This is a genomic window from Kribbella sp. NPDC003505, assembly GCF_040610875.1.
Lineage (GTDB): Bacteria > Actinomycetota > Actinomycetes > Propionibacteriales > Kribbellaceae > Kribbella.
This window is the reverse complement of sequence record NZ_JBEXNA010000020.1, coordinates 1-13481: the sequence shown is the minus strand read 5'-3', so window position 1 is coordinate 13481 and position 13481 is coordinate 1. Positions and strand designations below refer to the sequence as shown.

Annotated in this window: 12 protein-coding genes and 1 other RNA gene; 4 read left to right on the top strand and 9 right to left on the bottom strand. The window is 70.5% G+C overall.

The genetic code is table 11. From position 1 onward, the window contains the following. Positions 1–10: 10 nt before the first annotated feature. From ABZX12_RS41515 to ABZX12_RS41490, 6 genes are all read right to left on the bottom strand, one after another. Positions 11–1768, bottom strand: a complete 1758-nt coding sequence (locus ABZX12_RS41515) for a protein kinase (protein WP_355700985.1) — start codon at positions 1766–1768, stop codon at positions 11–13. 21 nt (positions 1769–1789) lie between these two features. Then, entirely contained in the window at positions 1790–2443 is a 654-nt protein-coding gene (locus ABZX12_RS41510; protein ID WP_355700984.1) for a hypothetical protein, read from the bottom strand. A gap of 80 nt (positions 2444–2523) precedes the next feature. Continuing rightward, the gene (locus ABZX12_RS41505) at positions 2524–3168 is read right to left on the bottom strand and encodes a DUF5063 domain-containing protein (RefSeq protein WP_355700983.1); all 645 of its coding nucleotides are present in this window, start codon (positions 3166–3168) and stop codon (positions 2524–2526) included. Continuing rightward, positions 3161–3760: a recombination mediator RecR gene (gene recR, locus ABZX12_RS41500; RefSeq protein WP_355700982.1), complete on the bottom strand. Its 600-nt coding sequence runs from the start codon at positions 3758–3760 to the stop codon at positions 3161–3163. The genes ABZX12_RS41505 and recR overlap by 8 nt, the downstream gene beginning before the upstream one ends. Before the next feature lies 1 nt (position 3761). Next, positions 3762–4343, bottom strand: coding sequence for a YbaB/EbfC family nucleoid-associated protein (locus tag ABZX12_RS41495; RefSeq protein ID WP_355700981.1), 582 nt, complete (start codon positions 4341–4343; stop codon positions 3762–3764). A gap of 227 nt (positions 4344–4570) precedes the next feature. Further along, positions 4571–7732 carry a DNA polymerase III subunit gamma and tau gene (locus tag ABZX12_RS41490; protein WP_355700980.1) on the bottom strand — a complete coding sequence of 1054 codons (3162 nt, stop codon included), beginning with the start codon at positions 7730–7732 and terminating at the stop codon, positions 4571–4573. A gap of 71 nt (positions 7733–7803) precedes the next feature. On the opposite strand from ABZX12_RS41490, the gene ABZX12_RS41485 reads away from it, so the two are divergent. Continuing rightward, positions 7804–8619 carry a nucleotidyltransferase domain-containing protein gene (locus ABZX12_RS41485; RefSeq protein ID WP_355700979.1) on the top strand — a complete coding sequence of 272 codons (816 nt, stop codon included), beginning with the start codon at positions 7804–7806 and terminating at the stop codon, positions 8617–8619. A gap of 49 nt (positions 8620–8668) precedes the next feature. Here ABZX12_RS41485 and ABZX12_RS41480 read toward each other — a convergent pair whose 3' ends face one another. Beyond that, positions 8669–10294 carry a long-chain fatty acid--CoA ligase gene (locus tag ABZX12_RS41480; protein ID WP_355700978.1) on the bottom strand — a complete coding sequence of 542 codons (1626 nt, stop codon included), beginning with the start codon at positions 10292–10294 and terminating at the stop codon, positions 8669–8671. A 162-nt stretch (positions 10295–10456) separates the two neighbouring features. Here ABZX12_RS41480 and ABZX12_RS41475 point away from each other — a divergent pair, with 162 nt between their 5' ends. Then, positions 10457–10933, top strand: a complete 477-nt coding sequence (locus ABZX12_RS41475) for a MarR family transcriptional regulator (RefSeq protein ID WP_355700977.1) — start codon at positions 10457–10459, stop codon at positions 10931–10933. Positions 10934–10935: 2 nt separating this feature from the next. Then, positions 10936–11340 (top strand): SRPBCC family protein, encoded by a 405-nt coding sequence (locus tag ABZX12_RS41470; protein WP_355700976.1) that lies wholly within the window; start codon positions 10936–10938, stop codon positions 11338–11340. A gap of 32 nt (positions 11341–11372) precedes the next feature. On the opposite strand, the gene nadE is transcribed toward ABZX12_RS41470, so the two are convergent. Both nadE and ffs read right to left on the bottom strand, forming a co-directional pair. Continuing rightward, positions 11373–12191 (bottom strand): ammonia-dependent NAD(+) synthetase, encoded by an 819-nt coding sequence (gene nadE / locus ABZX12_RS41465; RefSeq protein WP_355700975.1) that lies wholly within the window; start codon positions 12189–12191, stop codon positions 11373–11375. 72 nt (positions 12192–12263) lie between these two features. Further along, an RNA gene (gene ffs / locus ABZX12_RS41460) (signal recognition particle sRNA small type) lies at positions 12264–12360 on the bottom strand. A 176-nt stretch (positions 12361–12536) separates the two neighbouring features. Between ffs and ABZX12_RS41455 the strand changes: the two genes are divergently transcribed. After that, positions 12537–13352, top strand: coding sequence for a TIGR03620 family F420-dependent LLM class oxidoreductase (locus ABZX12_RS41455; protein WP_355700974.1), 816 nt, complete (start codon positions 12537–12539; stop codon positions 13350–13352). Positions 13353–13481: the final 129 nt, after the last annotated feature.

Sequence of the window (13481 nt, the reverse complement as noted above, 5' to 3'; positions counted from 1 at the left end):
CCGGACGGGCCTAGTAGGACGTGTCGTGGATGCGGGCGGCGTACCAGTTGAGGGCGGCGCGGAGTTCGTTGACCTGCGTTCGGCGGCTGTTCTGGGACGCGCCGTGGGCGATCGGGTAGATGCGCAGACCGCCGTTGTGACGACGATCGACTGGGAGCTGGCGCTGGTACGGCAGCTCGAGCCAGGCGTCCAGCCACGGGCGCTTCATGTCACCGCCGACGCGCAGCCGGGTGATGCCGGACCACGGGACGGTGGCGTGCCGACGCCGGCGGGTGACCGACAGGCCGTCCGGTGACAGGCGCAGCACGACCTTCGGCCGGAGCACGAGGATCCAGTGCCGTACGGCGACGTACAGGAAGGTGAGGGAGATCAGGGCGGACAGCGTCGAGAGGACCGGGTGGATGGCTTTCACCTGCGGGTCGGCGGGGATGAACACGAGCCAGCCGATGGTGGCGAGTGCGGCGAAGACACCCGGCCGCATCCGGCTCGTCGCGAAGGTCGCACCCGCCGGCTGAGCCGCCGACGAAGCGGACGCCGTCGGCGCGAAGGAAGCGGGACCGAACGGCGCCGGACCGATCGGCGCCGGACCGATCGGCGCCGGTGCGAACGGCGTTGGCGCGGACGGCATCGGCGCAAACGGCGTTGGCGCGGACGGCGCCGGCGCGGAGGGCATCGGAGCGGACGGCATCGGCGCAAACGGCTCCGAGGCGGGTGACTCCGAGGCGGGTGCCGGGGCGGAAGGCACCGAGGCGGACGGCCGCCGGGCGGATGGCGCCGGAGCGGGCGACTCCGGAGCGGGCGGCATCGGCGCAAACGGCTCCGAGGCGGGCGGCGTTGGCGCAAACGACTGCGGGACGGACGGAGTTCGGGCGGGTGGCGAGGGAGCGGCCCCCGTCGGGGGCAGGAGCTTGGTCGGCGGCGGGAGGACGGCCGTCAGAGGGAGCGTCGGCGGCGGCGGGGTGGTGGGCGGGGAGGCGGGGCCGAGGGTGCGTAGGACGTCGGCCGGGGTCGGGCGTTCGGCGGGGGTGCGGGTGAGGCAGCGGCGTACGACGTCGTGCAGCGGGGCGGGGAGCGGTGGGATGTGCGGTTGCTCGTTGACGATCCGGTGGAGCAGCGACGCCGGACTTCCGGTCGCGAACGGGCCTCGGCCCGACGCAGCGAACACCAGCACCGCGCCGAGCGCGAAAACGTCACTCGCCGGCCCGACCCCGGCGCCGGTGATCTGCTCCGGCGACAGGTACCCGGGGGTGCCGATCACCATCCCGGTCGCGGTCAGGCTCGCCTCCTCCAGCGCCCGCGCGATCCCGAAGTCGATCACCCGCGGCCCGTTGCCGCTCAGTACGATGTTCGACGGTTTGAGATCGCGATGCACGAGACCGCTCGCGTGGATCGCCGCCAGCGCCTCGGCCAGTCCGCTCGCCAGCGACCGCACCGCGTCCGGCGGCAACGGCCCGGAGTCCTCGATCGCCTTCTGCAGCGTGGGTCCCGGGAGGTACTCGGTCGCCAGCCAGGGCCGCGCCGCCGCCGGATCCGCGTCGACGACCGCCGCCGTGAACGCACCGCTGACCCGCCGCGCCGCGTCGATCTCACGCGCGAACCGCGCCCGGAACCCCGCGTCGTCGGCGAGTTCGTCGCGCACCACCTTCACCGCGACCAGCCGCCCGCCGGGCGAACGCGCGAGGTACACCGCACCCATCGCCCCACGGCCGAGTCGGCCCTGGATCGCGAACGGCCCGACCGCGGCCGGATCCTGCGCAGGCGTTGTCATCGGGCGTCACGCTAACGCGGGTCAGGACCGCGGGTAACCGATCTCGGCGATCCCTTCCTTGAGATCGGTCAATCGCCGCTCACGGTTGAGCGACGTGACGACGTACTCCGTCAGCGGCATCAGGGCATACACGTGCCGGACGGCCTCGAGGTCCAGCGCGCGCTCGTAGTAGTCCTCGGCGAAGGTCAGGTACGCCTCGGGCCGGCCGTCCGCGACGAGCTCGAACAACCAGTCCGCGCCGTCGGACTCCACGTTCTGCACCGGGCCGCATCGCCAGGCCAAGTCCTCCGTCGTACGCCAGAAACACACTGTTGCCTGCGGCACTCCGTTCGGTTCGGCGAACGCCTTGTCGTCCCGCGCCGAGTGGAAGACCTCCGGCACACCGTCCACCAAGCCCGGCCAGAGCCTTCCCGTGCTCCACGGCGACATCGGCGACTCGTGGTCGAACCCGTATGCGAACGCCCCGTCCGGCGAGAACACGATCGAGTACCCGTTCCCCGACCCGTCCCGCATCAACGCGGCCTCCTCCGTCGGCGACCACCGCGCGTCGAAGGAGTAGAAGTTGAGGATGTCCTGGTCATCGTTCAGCACCAGGTCGAGCACCGCGAGCGCCCGGCTCACCCGCCGGACCGCACCGATCTCCGGAAGCCGCCGAATCACCTCGAAAACCGACACCGCAGCATTCAACCTGATCTACCCGGTCGCGCCCAACGGCCTGCGGGACAGCTGTGGACAACCAGCCCCGCGACATCGGGTCAGCGGCGCTGCACGACCTCTTCGGCGACCTCGACCAGCTCGCGGTCGGTGGCCTCCGTCTCCGCGTCGTGTGCCGGCTCGAGCCGGTCGTGCGCGATCAGCGACTGGATGGCCCGCAGTACTGCGCTCGCGGCGGCGCCCCAGGTCGACACGTACGAGAACTGCCACCACCACAGCGCCTCGACGATCCGGCCGTCCTCGTAGTGCGCGAGGCCGTGCACCAGGTCGGTCGCGATCGCGGTGAGGTCGTCGGAGAGCCGGTTGACGGTGATCTCCGGTGGCGCGGCGTACGGATCGAAGACCTCGGCGTACTCGTCCAGGCCCTCGAAGAGCACCGCGAGCCGGTCCCGCATCGCGTCCAGGTCCGGGTCCGGGCCGGCGTCGCTCTCGAAACGCTCCTCCGGCACGAAGTCCTCGAACGCGCCCAGCCGGCCGCCGGCGAGCAGCAGCTGGCTCACCTCGAGCAGCAGGTACGGCAGCGAGGCGAGGCCCTCGTCGACCCCGTCCTCGTCCGGCTGCGCGGCGATGTCGCGCACCGAGATCAGGAAGCTCCGGACCTGGTCGGCGATCTGCTCGGCGAACTCGGTCAGGTCCTCACTGTCGGTGCCCAAAGCGCGTTCCGCAATATCTGTTGGTTCAGTCATCGATCGATCGTCGCCCTTCAAATGCCCGTCCGAGAGTGACCTCGTCGGCGTACTCGAGGTCACCGCCTACTGGAAGTCCACTAGCCAATCGGGTGACGCGCAACCCCATGGGCCGCAGCAGGCGGCTCAGGTAGGTCGCGGTCGCCTCGCCTTCGAGGTTCGGGTCGGTGGCCAGAATGATCTCGGTCACCTCGCCGCTGGCCAGCCGCTGCATGAGCTCCTTGATCCGGAGCTCGTCCGGGCCGATGCCCTCGATCGGCGAAATCGCTCCGCCGAGCACGTGGTACCGGCCGCGGAACTCGCGGGTGCGCTCGATCGCGACCACGTCCTTGGCCTCTTCGACCACACAGATCAGACTCAGGTCGCGGCGCGGGTCGCGGCAGATCCGGCACTGCACGTCCTCCGCGACATTGCCGCAGATCTCGCAGAACTTGACCTTCTCCTTCACCTGCACGAGCACGTGCGCGAGCCGCCGTACATCGGTCTCGTCAGCGGCGAGCAGGTGGAACGCGATCCGCTGCGCGGACTTCGGCCCCACACCGGGCAGCCGCCCCAGCTCGTCGATGAGATCCTGAACGGCCCCCTCGTACACGTCAGGCCGGGTTCTGGCCGGGCTCGCCGGCCGCGCTCCCCGGGTTCACGAACCCGACGCCACCCGAACTGCCCTGCTCACCGCTCGCCCGCGCTGCCCCGCCCGGCCCGGCTGGTTCATCCGGGTCTTGGGTCTTCGGAGCGCTCTCGTCCTCGTCGGTCCGACCGATCTGCGGCGTCTGCGACTCAGGCAGAGCGAAGCCGGCGGGAGCCGACGACTCACCGCCGCCGAACCCGGGGAAGCCGCCCTCGCCACCGAACGCGCCGCCCAGCCCACCGGCCAGCGGTCCCATCGCGGCAGCAGCGGCCTGCTTCGCGTTCTCCGAGGCGTCCCGGACCGCGGCGACCACCAGGTCGGCCAGCGTCTCGGTGTCATCCGGGTCGACGGCTTCCTTCTTGATGTTCAGGCTGAGCAGCTCGCCCGTGCCGGACACCAGGGCGGTCACCAGACCGCCACCGGCCGATCCCTCGATCTCCTGACCTTCCAGGTCGGCCTGCGCTTCCATCAGCTGGTTCTGCATCGCCTGCGCCTGCGCGAGCAGGTTGGACATGTCGAAGCCCCCAGCACCGCCACCGTCGAACACCGCGATCTCCTCGTCCGAACCGCTCTCCCGAGCCCCGAGCCTGCCTGCCCGGCCGGTCGGCGAAACCCACCGCCAACCACCGGAGCCTCAACACTAGCCGGTCCTCCGGACAACCCACCGCACACCTAGAAACCGACCAGTCTCCCCATACTTTTCCACACCCCTGTGAATCCTGTGGACCCCACCTCCACCACGGCCCGCGTGGCTGTGGATGACCGTTGAAGGGCCTAGTTGGGTTCTTCGGTGATGATCTGTGCGCCGAGGGTTTCGCGGAGCAGGTCGGTATGGGAGCGCGAGTCTTCTTCCAGGACCATGTCGTCCTCGCCGATCGAGTCGGCCTCCTCCTCAGGCGTCAGCGGTACGTCGGGAGCGGCCGCAGCCGCCGACGCCTGCCGCGCCTGCTCAGCCGCGACGGCAGCCTCCGCTGCCCGGCGCTTGCTGCCCGCCTGCTGACGTCCCGCCGGCGCGGCCGGCGCGGCTTGCTGCGCGGCAGGCTGCTGGCGCGCGATCGGCCCGTCTTCCCACGGGTCTTCCGGAGGTATGTCGTACTCGTCCGGCGGCTCCTGCAAGGCAATCGCCGCCCCGGGCCCGTCATCCCAGGCCCCAGTCCGCCCACCAACACCCGGAGCTCCCGAGCCCGCGGCCCCCGCTCCAGCCGCACCACGTCCACGCGAGGCCGCCGCACCGCCACCGCCCGCAGCACGCCCAGCCGGCCCCGCCGCACCGCCGCCCGCGCCATGCCCCGCCGCGCCCGCTGCACTGCCGCCGCCCGCAGCACGCCCAGCCGGTCCCGCTGCAGCGCCACCGCCGGCACCTGCTCCGGCCGATCCCGCCGCACCACCGCTGCGCGCACCTGCTCCAGGCGCGTCCGCTGCGTCGCCACCTCCCGCACTGGGCCCAGCCGCGCCCGCTGCACTGCCGGCAGCGTGGTCCGCCGCTCCGCCTACCCCGCTAGCCGCACCTGAGCCGCCGGCATCGGGCGCACCATCGTGACCGCCCGCTCCGGCAGCCATCCCAGCCGCATCGGATCTGCCGGCATCTGCCCCAGCGCCACCGGCCCCGCCGGCACCCGTCCCGGGATCTCCTGCGCCCGATGCGCTCGCGGCGGCCGCCGGGCCACCTGCGCTCGGACCGCCAGGTCCGCTCGCACCTGGCCCACCGACACCCCCGGAACCACCCGCCGAAACCCCACCGCTCCCGGAACCGTCCGCCGAACCTGGGCCGCCGGATCCGCCGAGGCCCACGGCCCCGCCGGACTGCCGACCGCCGGACTGCGGACCGCCGGCTTGACCAGGGCCGCCCGACTGCGGACCCGGGCGACCGGCAGAGCCGCCTCCTCCTGCGCCCGGGTCGGCCGACGGGTCGACAACCGCCTCGACTCGACGATTGACGCCGATCGAGTCGATCATCGCCTGGCGAAGAATCTCGTCGCTGCCGGACCGCGCGAAGCTCTCCCGAGCACCGGCGTTCACCAGACCGAGTGTCAGCGTCTGGTCGTCGATCGCGATGACCTGAGCGTTCTGACTAAGCATGATCCAGGCGAACCGTCGCTGCGCCTTGACGGCCTCCAAAACCTCGGGCCACAACCGCCGAATGTCAGCCAGCCCGACACCCCCACCGGCTGCCACACCCGCCTGACCGGGCACCGAAGCACCCTGGCCTGCCGGACCCGACTGCGTGGACTCGCTTGGCTGCGCGCTCTGGCCCGGCTGCTCCGGTCCGCCGGCCGGTTCATCACCCCAGGCACCAGTGCGCGCGCCGGCGGACGCGCCAACCGGTCCGCCCGCAGCTGAGTCCCTGCTCTGGCCGGCTCTATCGCCCGTCCCAGCCGCAGTCCTACCCGGACCAGCGGACGCGGCTGGGCTCGCAGGGCCGGCGGTCTCGACTGAGGCCTCCGGAGCGCTTGAGCCCGCAGTGGGGGCAGCAGATGCTGTGTCGTCGGGACTGGAGGCGGGGCGGTTGCCTGCGCCTGCGGCGGCCCGAGCTGCCGCTCTGCTCGTCGCGGCCGCAGCAGGCGCGCCCCCGTCGCCGTACGAGTCCGTCCCAGCGACGCCACCAGACGCCTGACCAGGACCGGGCACACCGCCCGCCTGAGCAAGACCGGACGCGCCGCCCGCGTGAGCAGAAGCAGACATGCCGCCCGTCTGACCAGGCCCCGGCGTACCAGTGCCCTGGACAGTGCCCTGGACAGCGCCCGTCGCGGAGTCCGGCGTGCCGCTGGGGATGGCCAGACGGCGTTCCATGCGGTCGAGGCGGGCCTGGATACCGTTCGTGGAGTCGTCGGCGCCAGGGAGGAGGACCTTCGCGCAGATGAGCTCGAGTTGCAGGCGCGGCGCGGTCGCGCCGCGCATCTCCAGCAGACCGGCCGCGACGATGTCCGCGGCCCGGGTCAGCTCCGCCGGACCGATCCCGGCGGCCTGGGTCTGCAGCCGCTCGGCCTGGTCCTCGGCGGCCTCGATCAGACCTGAGGTCACAGCAGTCGGCATGGCGGACAGCACTACGAGGTCTCGCAGCCGCCGCAGCAGGTCTTCGGCGAACCGCTTCGGGTCCTGGCCGGTCTCGATGACCTTCTCAACCGTCTCGAACACTGCCGCGCTGTCATGCGCCGCGAACCCGTCAACACACGCGTCGAGCAGCGAGTCGGGCGTGAACCCGAGCAGCGCGACCGCCAGCTCATACGTCACGCCGGCCGGGCCCGCCCCTCCGATCAGCTGGTCGAGCACGCTCAGCGAGTCACGCACCGAGCCGGCGCCGGCCCGCACCACGAGCGGCAACGCGGCCGGCTCGATCGCCACGCCCTCGGACTGGCACAGGGTCGCCATGTAGTCGGCGAGCACCTTCGGCGGGACCAGGCGGAAGGGATAGTGGTGCGTCCGCGACCGGATCGTCCCGATCACCTTGTCGGGCTCGGTGGTGGCGAAGATGAACTTGAGGTGCGGCGGCGGCTCCTCGACCAGCTTCAGCAGGGCGTTGAAGCCCTGCGTGGTCACCATGTGCGCCTCGTCGATGATGTAGATCTTGTAGCGGCTCTCGACCGGCGCGAAGAACGCCCGCTCGCGCAGGTCACGCGCGTCGTCCACACCACCGTGCGAGGCCGCGTCGATCTCGATGACGTCGATGCTGCCCGGGCCGCCGCGCGCCAGGTCGGTGCACGACTTGCACACCCCGCACGGCTCGGCGATCGGGCCCTTCTCACAGTTGATCGCCCGGGCGAGGATCCGCGCGCTGGTGGTCTTCCCACACCCGCGCGGCCCGGAGAACAGGTAGGCGTGATTGACCCGGTTGTTGCTCAACGCGTTCCGTAGCGGTGCCGTGACATGGTCCTGCCCGATCACCTCCGCGAACGTCTCCGGGCGGTACCGGCGATACAAGGCAAGGGGCGCTTCCACGCGGCAACCCTAGCGCCGCCCGCGGACAATTCCCCGCCCACGGGGCCCGGCGCGCGACTACGGTGGTGCGGGTGACGACTGGGGACGAGCAGCAGCAGGCGGTGATCGCCCGCGCGGCCGAGGTCTTGCGTGCCGACGAGCGGGTGCTTGGGGTGTACCTGATCGGGAGCTACGGGACAGGCGCCGCCGACCGGTTCAGCGACGTCGACGTACATCTCGTGGTGACCGACGAGAGCACCGAGTGGTTCGAGGAGCACTGGGCCGACGTACTACGGGAGCTCGCCGGGCCGACGGTGCTGGCGGATCGGTTGCCGGGCCTGATCGGCGGGCTCGGCATCACGCCGGACTGGCTGCACGTGGATCTGATCGTGCACCCGCTGGCGTCGTTCGACCGGTTCCAGTACGACGGGGTGCGGGTGCTGTTCGACCGGGAGGGCAGGCTGTTCCCGGAGGGCGACATCGCACCTCAAGGCGGCCGACCCGGCGAACCGTACTGGCCGGACCGCACCGTCAACCTGTTCTTCTACTTCCTCGGCAACCTGGTCACTGTTCTCGGGCGGAACGAGCGGATCGTCGCCAACCAGGGCGTTGGCGCCGTCCGCGACCAGCTCATCGCGCTGATGCTCGCCGAGCGCGGCGTACACCGGACCAGCGGAGCCAAGCGCTTGAACGCGCTCCTGTCCGACGAACAACGCATCGCCCTGGAATCCGTCCCCGCCGCCGGCACCGACCCGGCCGACATCATCGCGGCCAACCAGTACATCTGCCGTCAGTTCATCGCCCGCGGCACGGCGCTGGCCAAGCTCACCGGCAACGTCTGGCCCACCGCCTTCGTCGACGCGACCCTCGAGCACCTCCAGAACCACTTCGGCTGCAGCTTCGACTGACCACCCGTCTCCGTGGGCGCGAAATCTTCATGCCCACGGCAACAACTGCCTACTCCAGGTGGTAGTTGGCGAAGCGGGTGCGGAGGTCCTTCTTCGAGAACTTGCCGACCGAGGTCTTCGGCACCTCGTCGATGAACTCGACGGCGTCCGGCAGCCACCACTTCGCGACCAGCGGCTGGAGGTACTCGAGGATCTCCTCGCTGGTGGCGCTCGTACCCTCCTGCAGGACGACGCAGGCGAGCGGTCGCTCGTCCCACTTCGGATGCGGCACGCCGATCACCGCGGCCTCCTTCACCGCCGGATGCGCCATCAGCAGGTTCTCCAACTCCACCGAGCTGATCCACTCGCCGCCGGACTTCACCAGGTCCTTGGTCCGGTCGACGATCCGCACCGACCCGAACCGGTCGATCGCGGCGACGTCTCCCGTCTTCATCCACCCGTCCTCGGTGTTCAGCTGCGCACCGTCGTCGGGCCGGTAGTACTCAGCTGCGATCCACGGGCCGCGCACCTGCAGCTCGCCGGTCACCTCGTCGTCCCAGGGCAGCGGGGTGATCGAACCGGGCTCGACGATCCGCACCTCGACACCGGGCAGCGGCAGGCCGGCCCGCGCCCGCAGGTGTGCCTGCTCCTCCTCGGGGAGGTCCGTGTTTCGTGAAGGGACGTGGGCCGCGGTCGCGACTGGGCTCGTCTCCGTCATGCCCCACGCCTGGAGGATGGGCCGGCCGAGCTTGGCGCGGAACGCCTCCGACAGCGCCTCCGGCACCGCGGATCCGCCGCAGGGGATGCGCCGCAGCTTCGGCAACTCCACGCCGTCCAGCAGCGGTAGCAGCCCCTGCCAGATCGTCGGCACGCCGGCAGACAGCGTCACCTCCTGCTCCTGGAGCAGCTTCAGGATCCCCTGCGGGCTCATGTCCGGCCCGGGGAACACGAGTGACGCCCCGGCCATCGGCGCCGCGTGCGCCAGACCCCACGCGTTGGCGTGGAACATCGGCACGACGGGCATCACGGTGTCGGTCTCGGCGAGTCCGATCCCGGCGTTGGTCAGGACACCGATCGAGTGCAGCCAGGTCGAGCGGTGGGAGTAGACGACTCCCTTCGGGTGCCCCGTCGTGCCGCTCGTGTAGCACATCGCCGCGGCCTGGTTCTCGTCCTCGACGTGGAACTCCACCGGCTGAGCGGCGGCGAGCAACTCCTCGTAGTCGTGGAACCTCGGATCGTCCGGGATCTCCGCCGCCGGGGCACCGGCCGGGAGATCGTCCATCACGACGATGTGGCGGAGCTGCGGCAAGCGCTCCAGCAGCGGCAGGAACAGGCCCAGCAGCGACCGGTCGACGAACACGACCTCGTCCTCGGCGTGGTTCGCGATGTAGACGACCTGGTCCGGGAAGAGTCTGATGTTCAGCGTGTGCAGCACGCGGCCGGTGCAGGGCGCAGCGAAGTACAGCTCGAGGTGCCGGCCCGAGTTCCACGCGAAGGTCGCGACGCGGCCGTCCGGGCTGATCCCTAGAGTGTCGAGGACCCCGCCCAGGCGTCTTGTGCGGTCGGCCCACTCACCGTATGTCAGCTTCGTCGGCGCCGGGCCGCCGGTGTAGACGGTCTTGTCCGGGTAGAACTGCTCGGCCCGACGGAAGATCGTGTCGAGCGACAGCTGGTAACTCTGCATCAGACCCTTCATGAAGACACTGTGCCAGCCGCGGTGTCACCTTGACCATGACCTCAACCGGACTTTCTCCGGCACTCTTCCGGAACCCTGCCGGAATCGTCGCCTCCGGCAACAGCCACGAAATAGTCACCGCAAATAGATGACACGACATATATGTCGTGTAATATATCTGCCATGAAGGTTGTCGAGGAGCTTCGCTATCTGGTGCTGGCGATCCAGCGCGAGGGCAATCGCCTGCTCGCCGCGGAGCTGCGGCCGCTCGGCATCACGCCTTCACAGGCAGAGGTTCTGCGCGTGCTGCGCGACCACGGCCCGATGACGCTCAACGCCCTCGGCGGGCTGCTCGTCTGCGAGACCGGCAACAGCCCGAGCAGGCTGGTCGACCGGCTCGTCGCGCAGGGCCTGGTGAAACGCGGCATCGACAAGGTGGACCGGCGTTACCTCACGCTGAGCCTGACGCCACAAGGCCGCGCACTGCACCGCCGCATCATCACCGCGGAGAACCGGCTGCATCGCACCATGGACGACCGTCTCGCCGGCCAGGCGCTCGACGAGACGATCAGCACCCTTCGCTCGCTCGCCGACGCCTTCCCGACCGGGGCCGCCCTGGCCCGCCGCCGGGGTCCCGAACTCGCCCATCAGGAGAACTAGTCATGGAACAGGCCACCGAGACCATCCACGCCGGCCAGGCAGCGATCCGGCAGGTGCTGCTGGACGCCCTCGGCCTGCCGGAGTGGAACGAGGCGTTCCTCGCCATCGACGGCCCCCGCGAGACCAACCCGGGGACCCGTTACGCGCTCCGCGTCCGTCCGGGCTTCTCCGGCGAGCTGCAGTACACAGTGGTCGAGGCGGACCGCGTCGAGATCGTCTGGCAGGTCCCTGGTTTCCGCGAGGTCGGCACGTGGACGATCGGAGCGGAAGGCCGGGTCACTCACACGTTCGAGCAGTCCGGACCGCTGGCGACCGTCCTCCGCCCGGCCTACCGAAACATTGCCACCATCCGCCTGGCCCGCCTCGCCAACCGCATCCGCCAGGTCCAACTGGCCCACACGGCCTGAGCCGAGCGCGCCACCGCTGGTGACCGAGTTCGTCAGCTGAAGGCGAGCGGTACGGCGCGCTTGTGAGCGGTGCGGCGGTGCGTGGCGATGATCTTGGCGGCAGCCGACTCGTCGACGTCGCGGCCCTCGAGGAAGTCGTCGATCTCGTCGTACGTCACGCCCAGCACCGACTCGTCCGGCACGCCCGGGTTGTTCGTCTCCAGGTCGGCGGTCGGGATCTTGCCGGTGATCTCCGGTGACGCGCCGAGCCACTCGCCGACCGCGCGGACGCGGCGCTTGGTCAGGCCCGACAGCGGCGTCAGGTCGCAGGCGCCGTCGCCGTACTTGGTGAAGAAGCCCATCACCGCCTCCGCCGCGTGGTCCGTGCCGACCACCAGCCCGCCGCGCGCGCCGGCCACGAGATACTGCGCGACCATCCGCTGGCGGGCCTTGATGTTGCCGACGTGGAAGTCCTCGCGGTCACCGAGCCCGGAATGCCGCACCGACTCGACCATCGCGTCGGTGGCCGGCTTCACGTCCACCTCGAGGGTCTCGTCCGGCCTGATGAACTCGAGTGAGCGCTGGGCGTCGTCCTCGTCGGCCTGCACGCCGTACGGCAGCCGCATCGCGACGAACGTCGCCTGACCACCCTCCGACCGCACCCGCTCCACCGCGAGCTGGCACAGCCGGCCCGCCGTGGAGGAGTCGACGCCGCCGCTGATCCCGAGCACGTACGCCGTCGCGCCGGTCCGCCGGAGCCGGTCGGCCAGGAACTCGACCCGCTGCTCGGCCTCGTTGGCAACGTCGAACGCCGCGGGCACGCCGAGCTCCGCGATGATCAGTTCCTGCAGGTAGCGGCTCTCGGGGTTCATCGGTCTCCTCGGTCTCGGGACGACGTCTCGGAGGACCAAGCCTAGGTCCTGGCTCACCAGACAGGGCCCAGACATAAGGATTCCCCGCGCACCCGGAAGAGCTCACTTACCCTTGCTGCCTTCCGGCCCTGGGGGGATTGGGCGAGATACCGCCACGCGGGGAACCAGCCATGAGTGTACGGGATCGGGAGAGCATGCCCGAAATCCACCCGAGCTCGCGCATCCGCGGGACGGCGCGCTCCGCCTCCAGCGGGCGCCGTCCGGGCGGATCAAGAGCGCTCCACTGCGAACGCTGTGAGCGAACAAGGGTGGCCGTTGACGCCGGCCAGGGGCGAGACTGGTTTGGTGACGGATCATCGTTTTGGAGCGTTCGGGATCACGACCGGGCTCGACAGCAGCGCGGAGTCCATCGCGGCGGCGCGGGTGGCCGAGGAGCTCGGCTATCCAGCGATCTGGCTGTCCGGCGGGCCGCTGCCCGGGCTGCAGACCATCACCGACCTGGTGGACGCGACGACGGCGATCAAGTTCGTCAGCGGGATCCTGGCGGTCGTGAAGTACAGCGCTGTCGACGTGAGTACGACGTACGCCGCGCTGGAGGCGTCCGCGCCGGGACGGTTCACCGTCGGTCTGGGGGGAGCGCACGGCGCCAAGCCGATCGCCACGCTCAACGCGTACCTAGACCAGCTTGACGTGCCGGTGGAGCATCGGGTGCTCGCGGCGCTCGGTCCGAGGATGCTGAAGCTGGCCGCGGAGCGGTCGTCCGGCGCGTACCCGTTCCTGACCAGTGCGGCGTACTCCGCCGAGGCGCGGAAGGTGCTCGGCCCTGACAAACTCCTGGCTGTCAGCCACCTCGTCGTACTGGAGAGTGACGCGGAGCGGGCCAGGGCGATCGCGCGGGACACCATCAGTTTCTTCACGACGATCCCTGGCTACGCCAACTCGCTGAAGCGACAGGGGTTCAGCGAGAGCGATCTATCCACACTCCCCGACCATATGGTCGATGCCCTCGCAGCTTGGGGCAGTCCAGCGGACATCAGGGCCAAGCTCACCGAGCACCTTGATGCCGGTGCCGACCACGTCGCCGTCAACGTCATCACCGGGGTCACGGGTCCGCAGCCGATCGAGCAGTGGCGGGCGTTAGCCCCTGCCCTGCTCGGGTAGCTGCTTCTCGTACAGGCGAGCGCTCGACTCCAGCTTGATGCCCCTATGGATGTCAAGCGGCTGTGGCGGCTGTTGAAGGCGATCGTCTGGAGGTAATGATGTCGCGGTAGATCTGGCGGGCGATGTAGC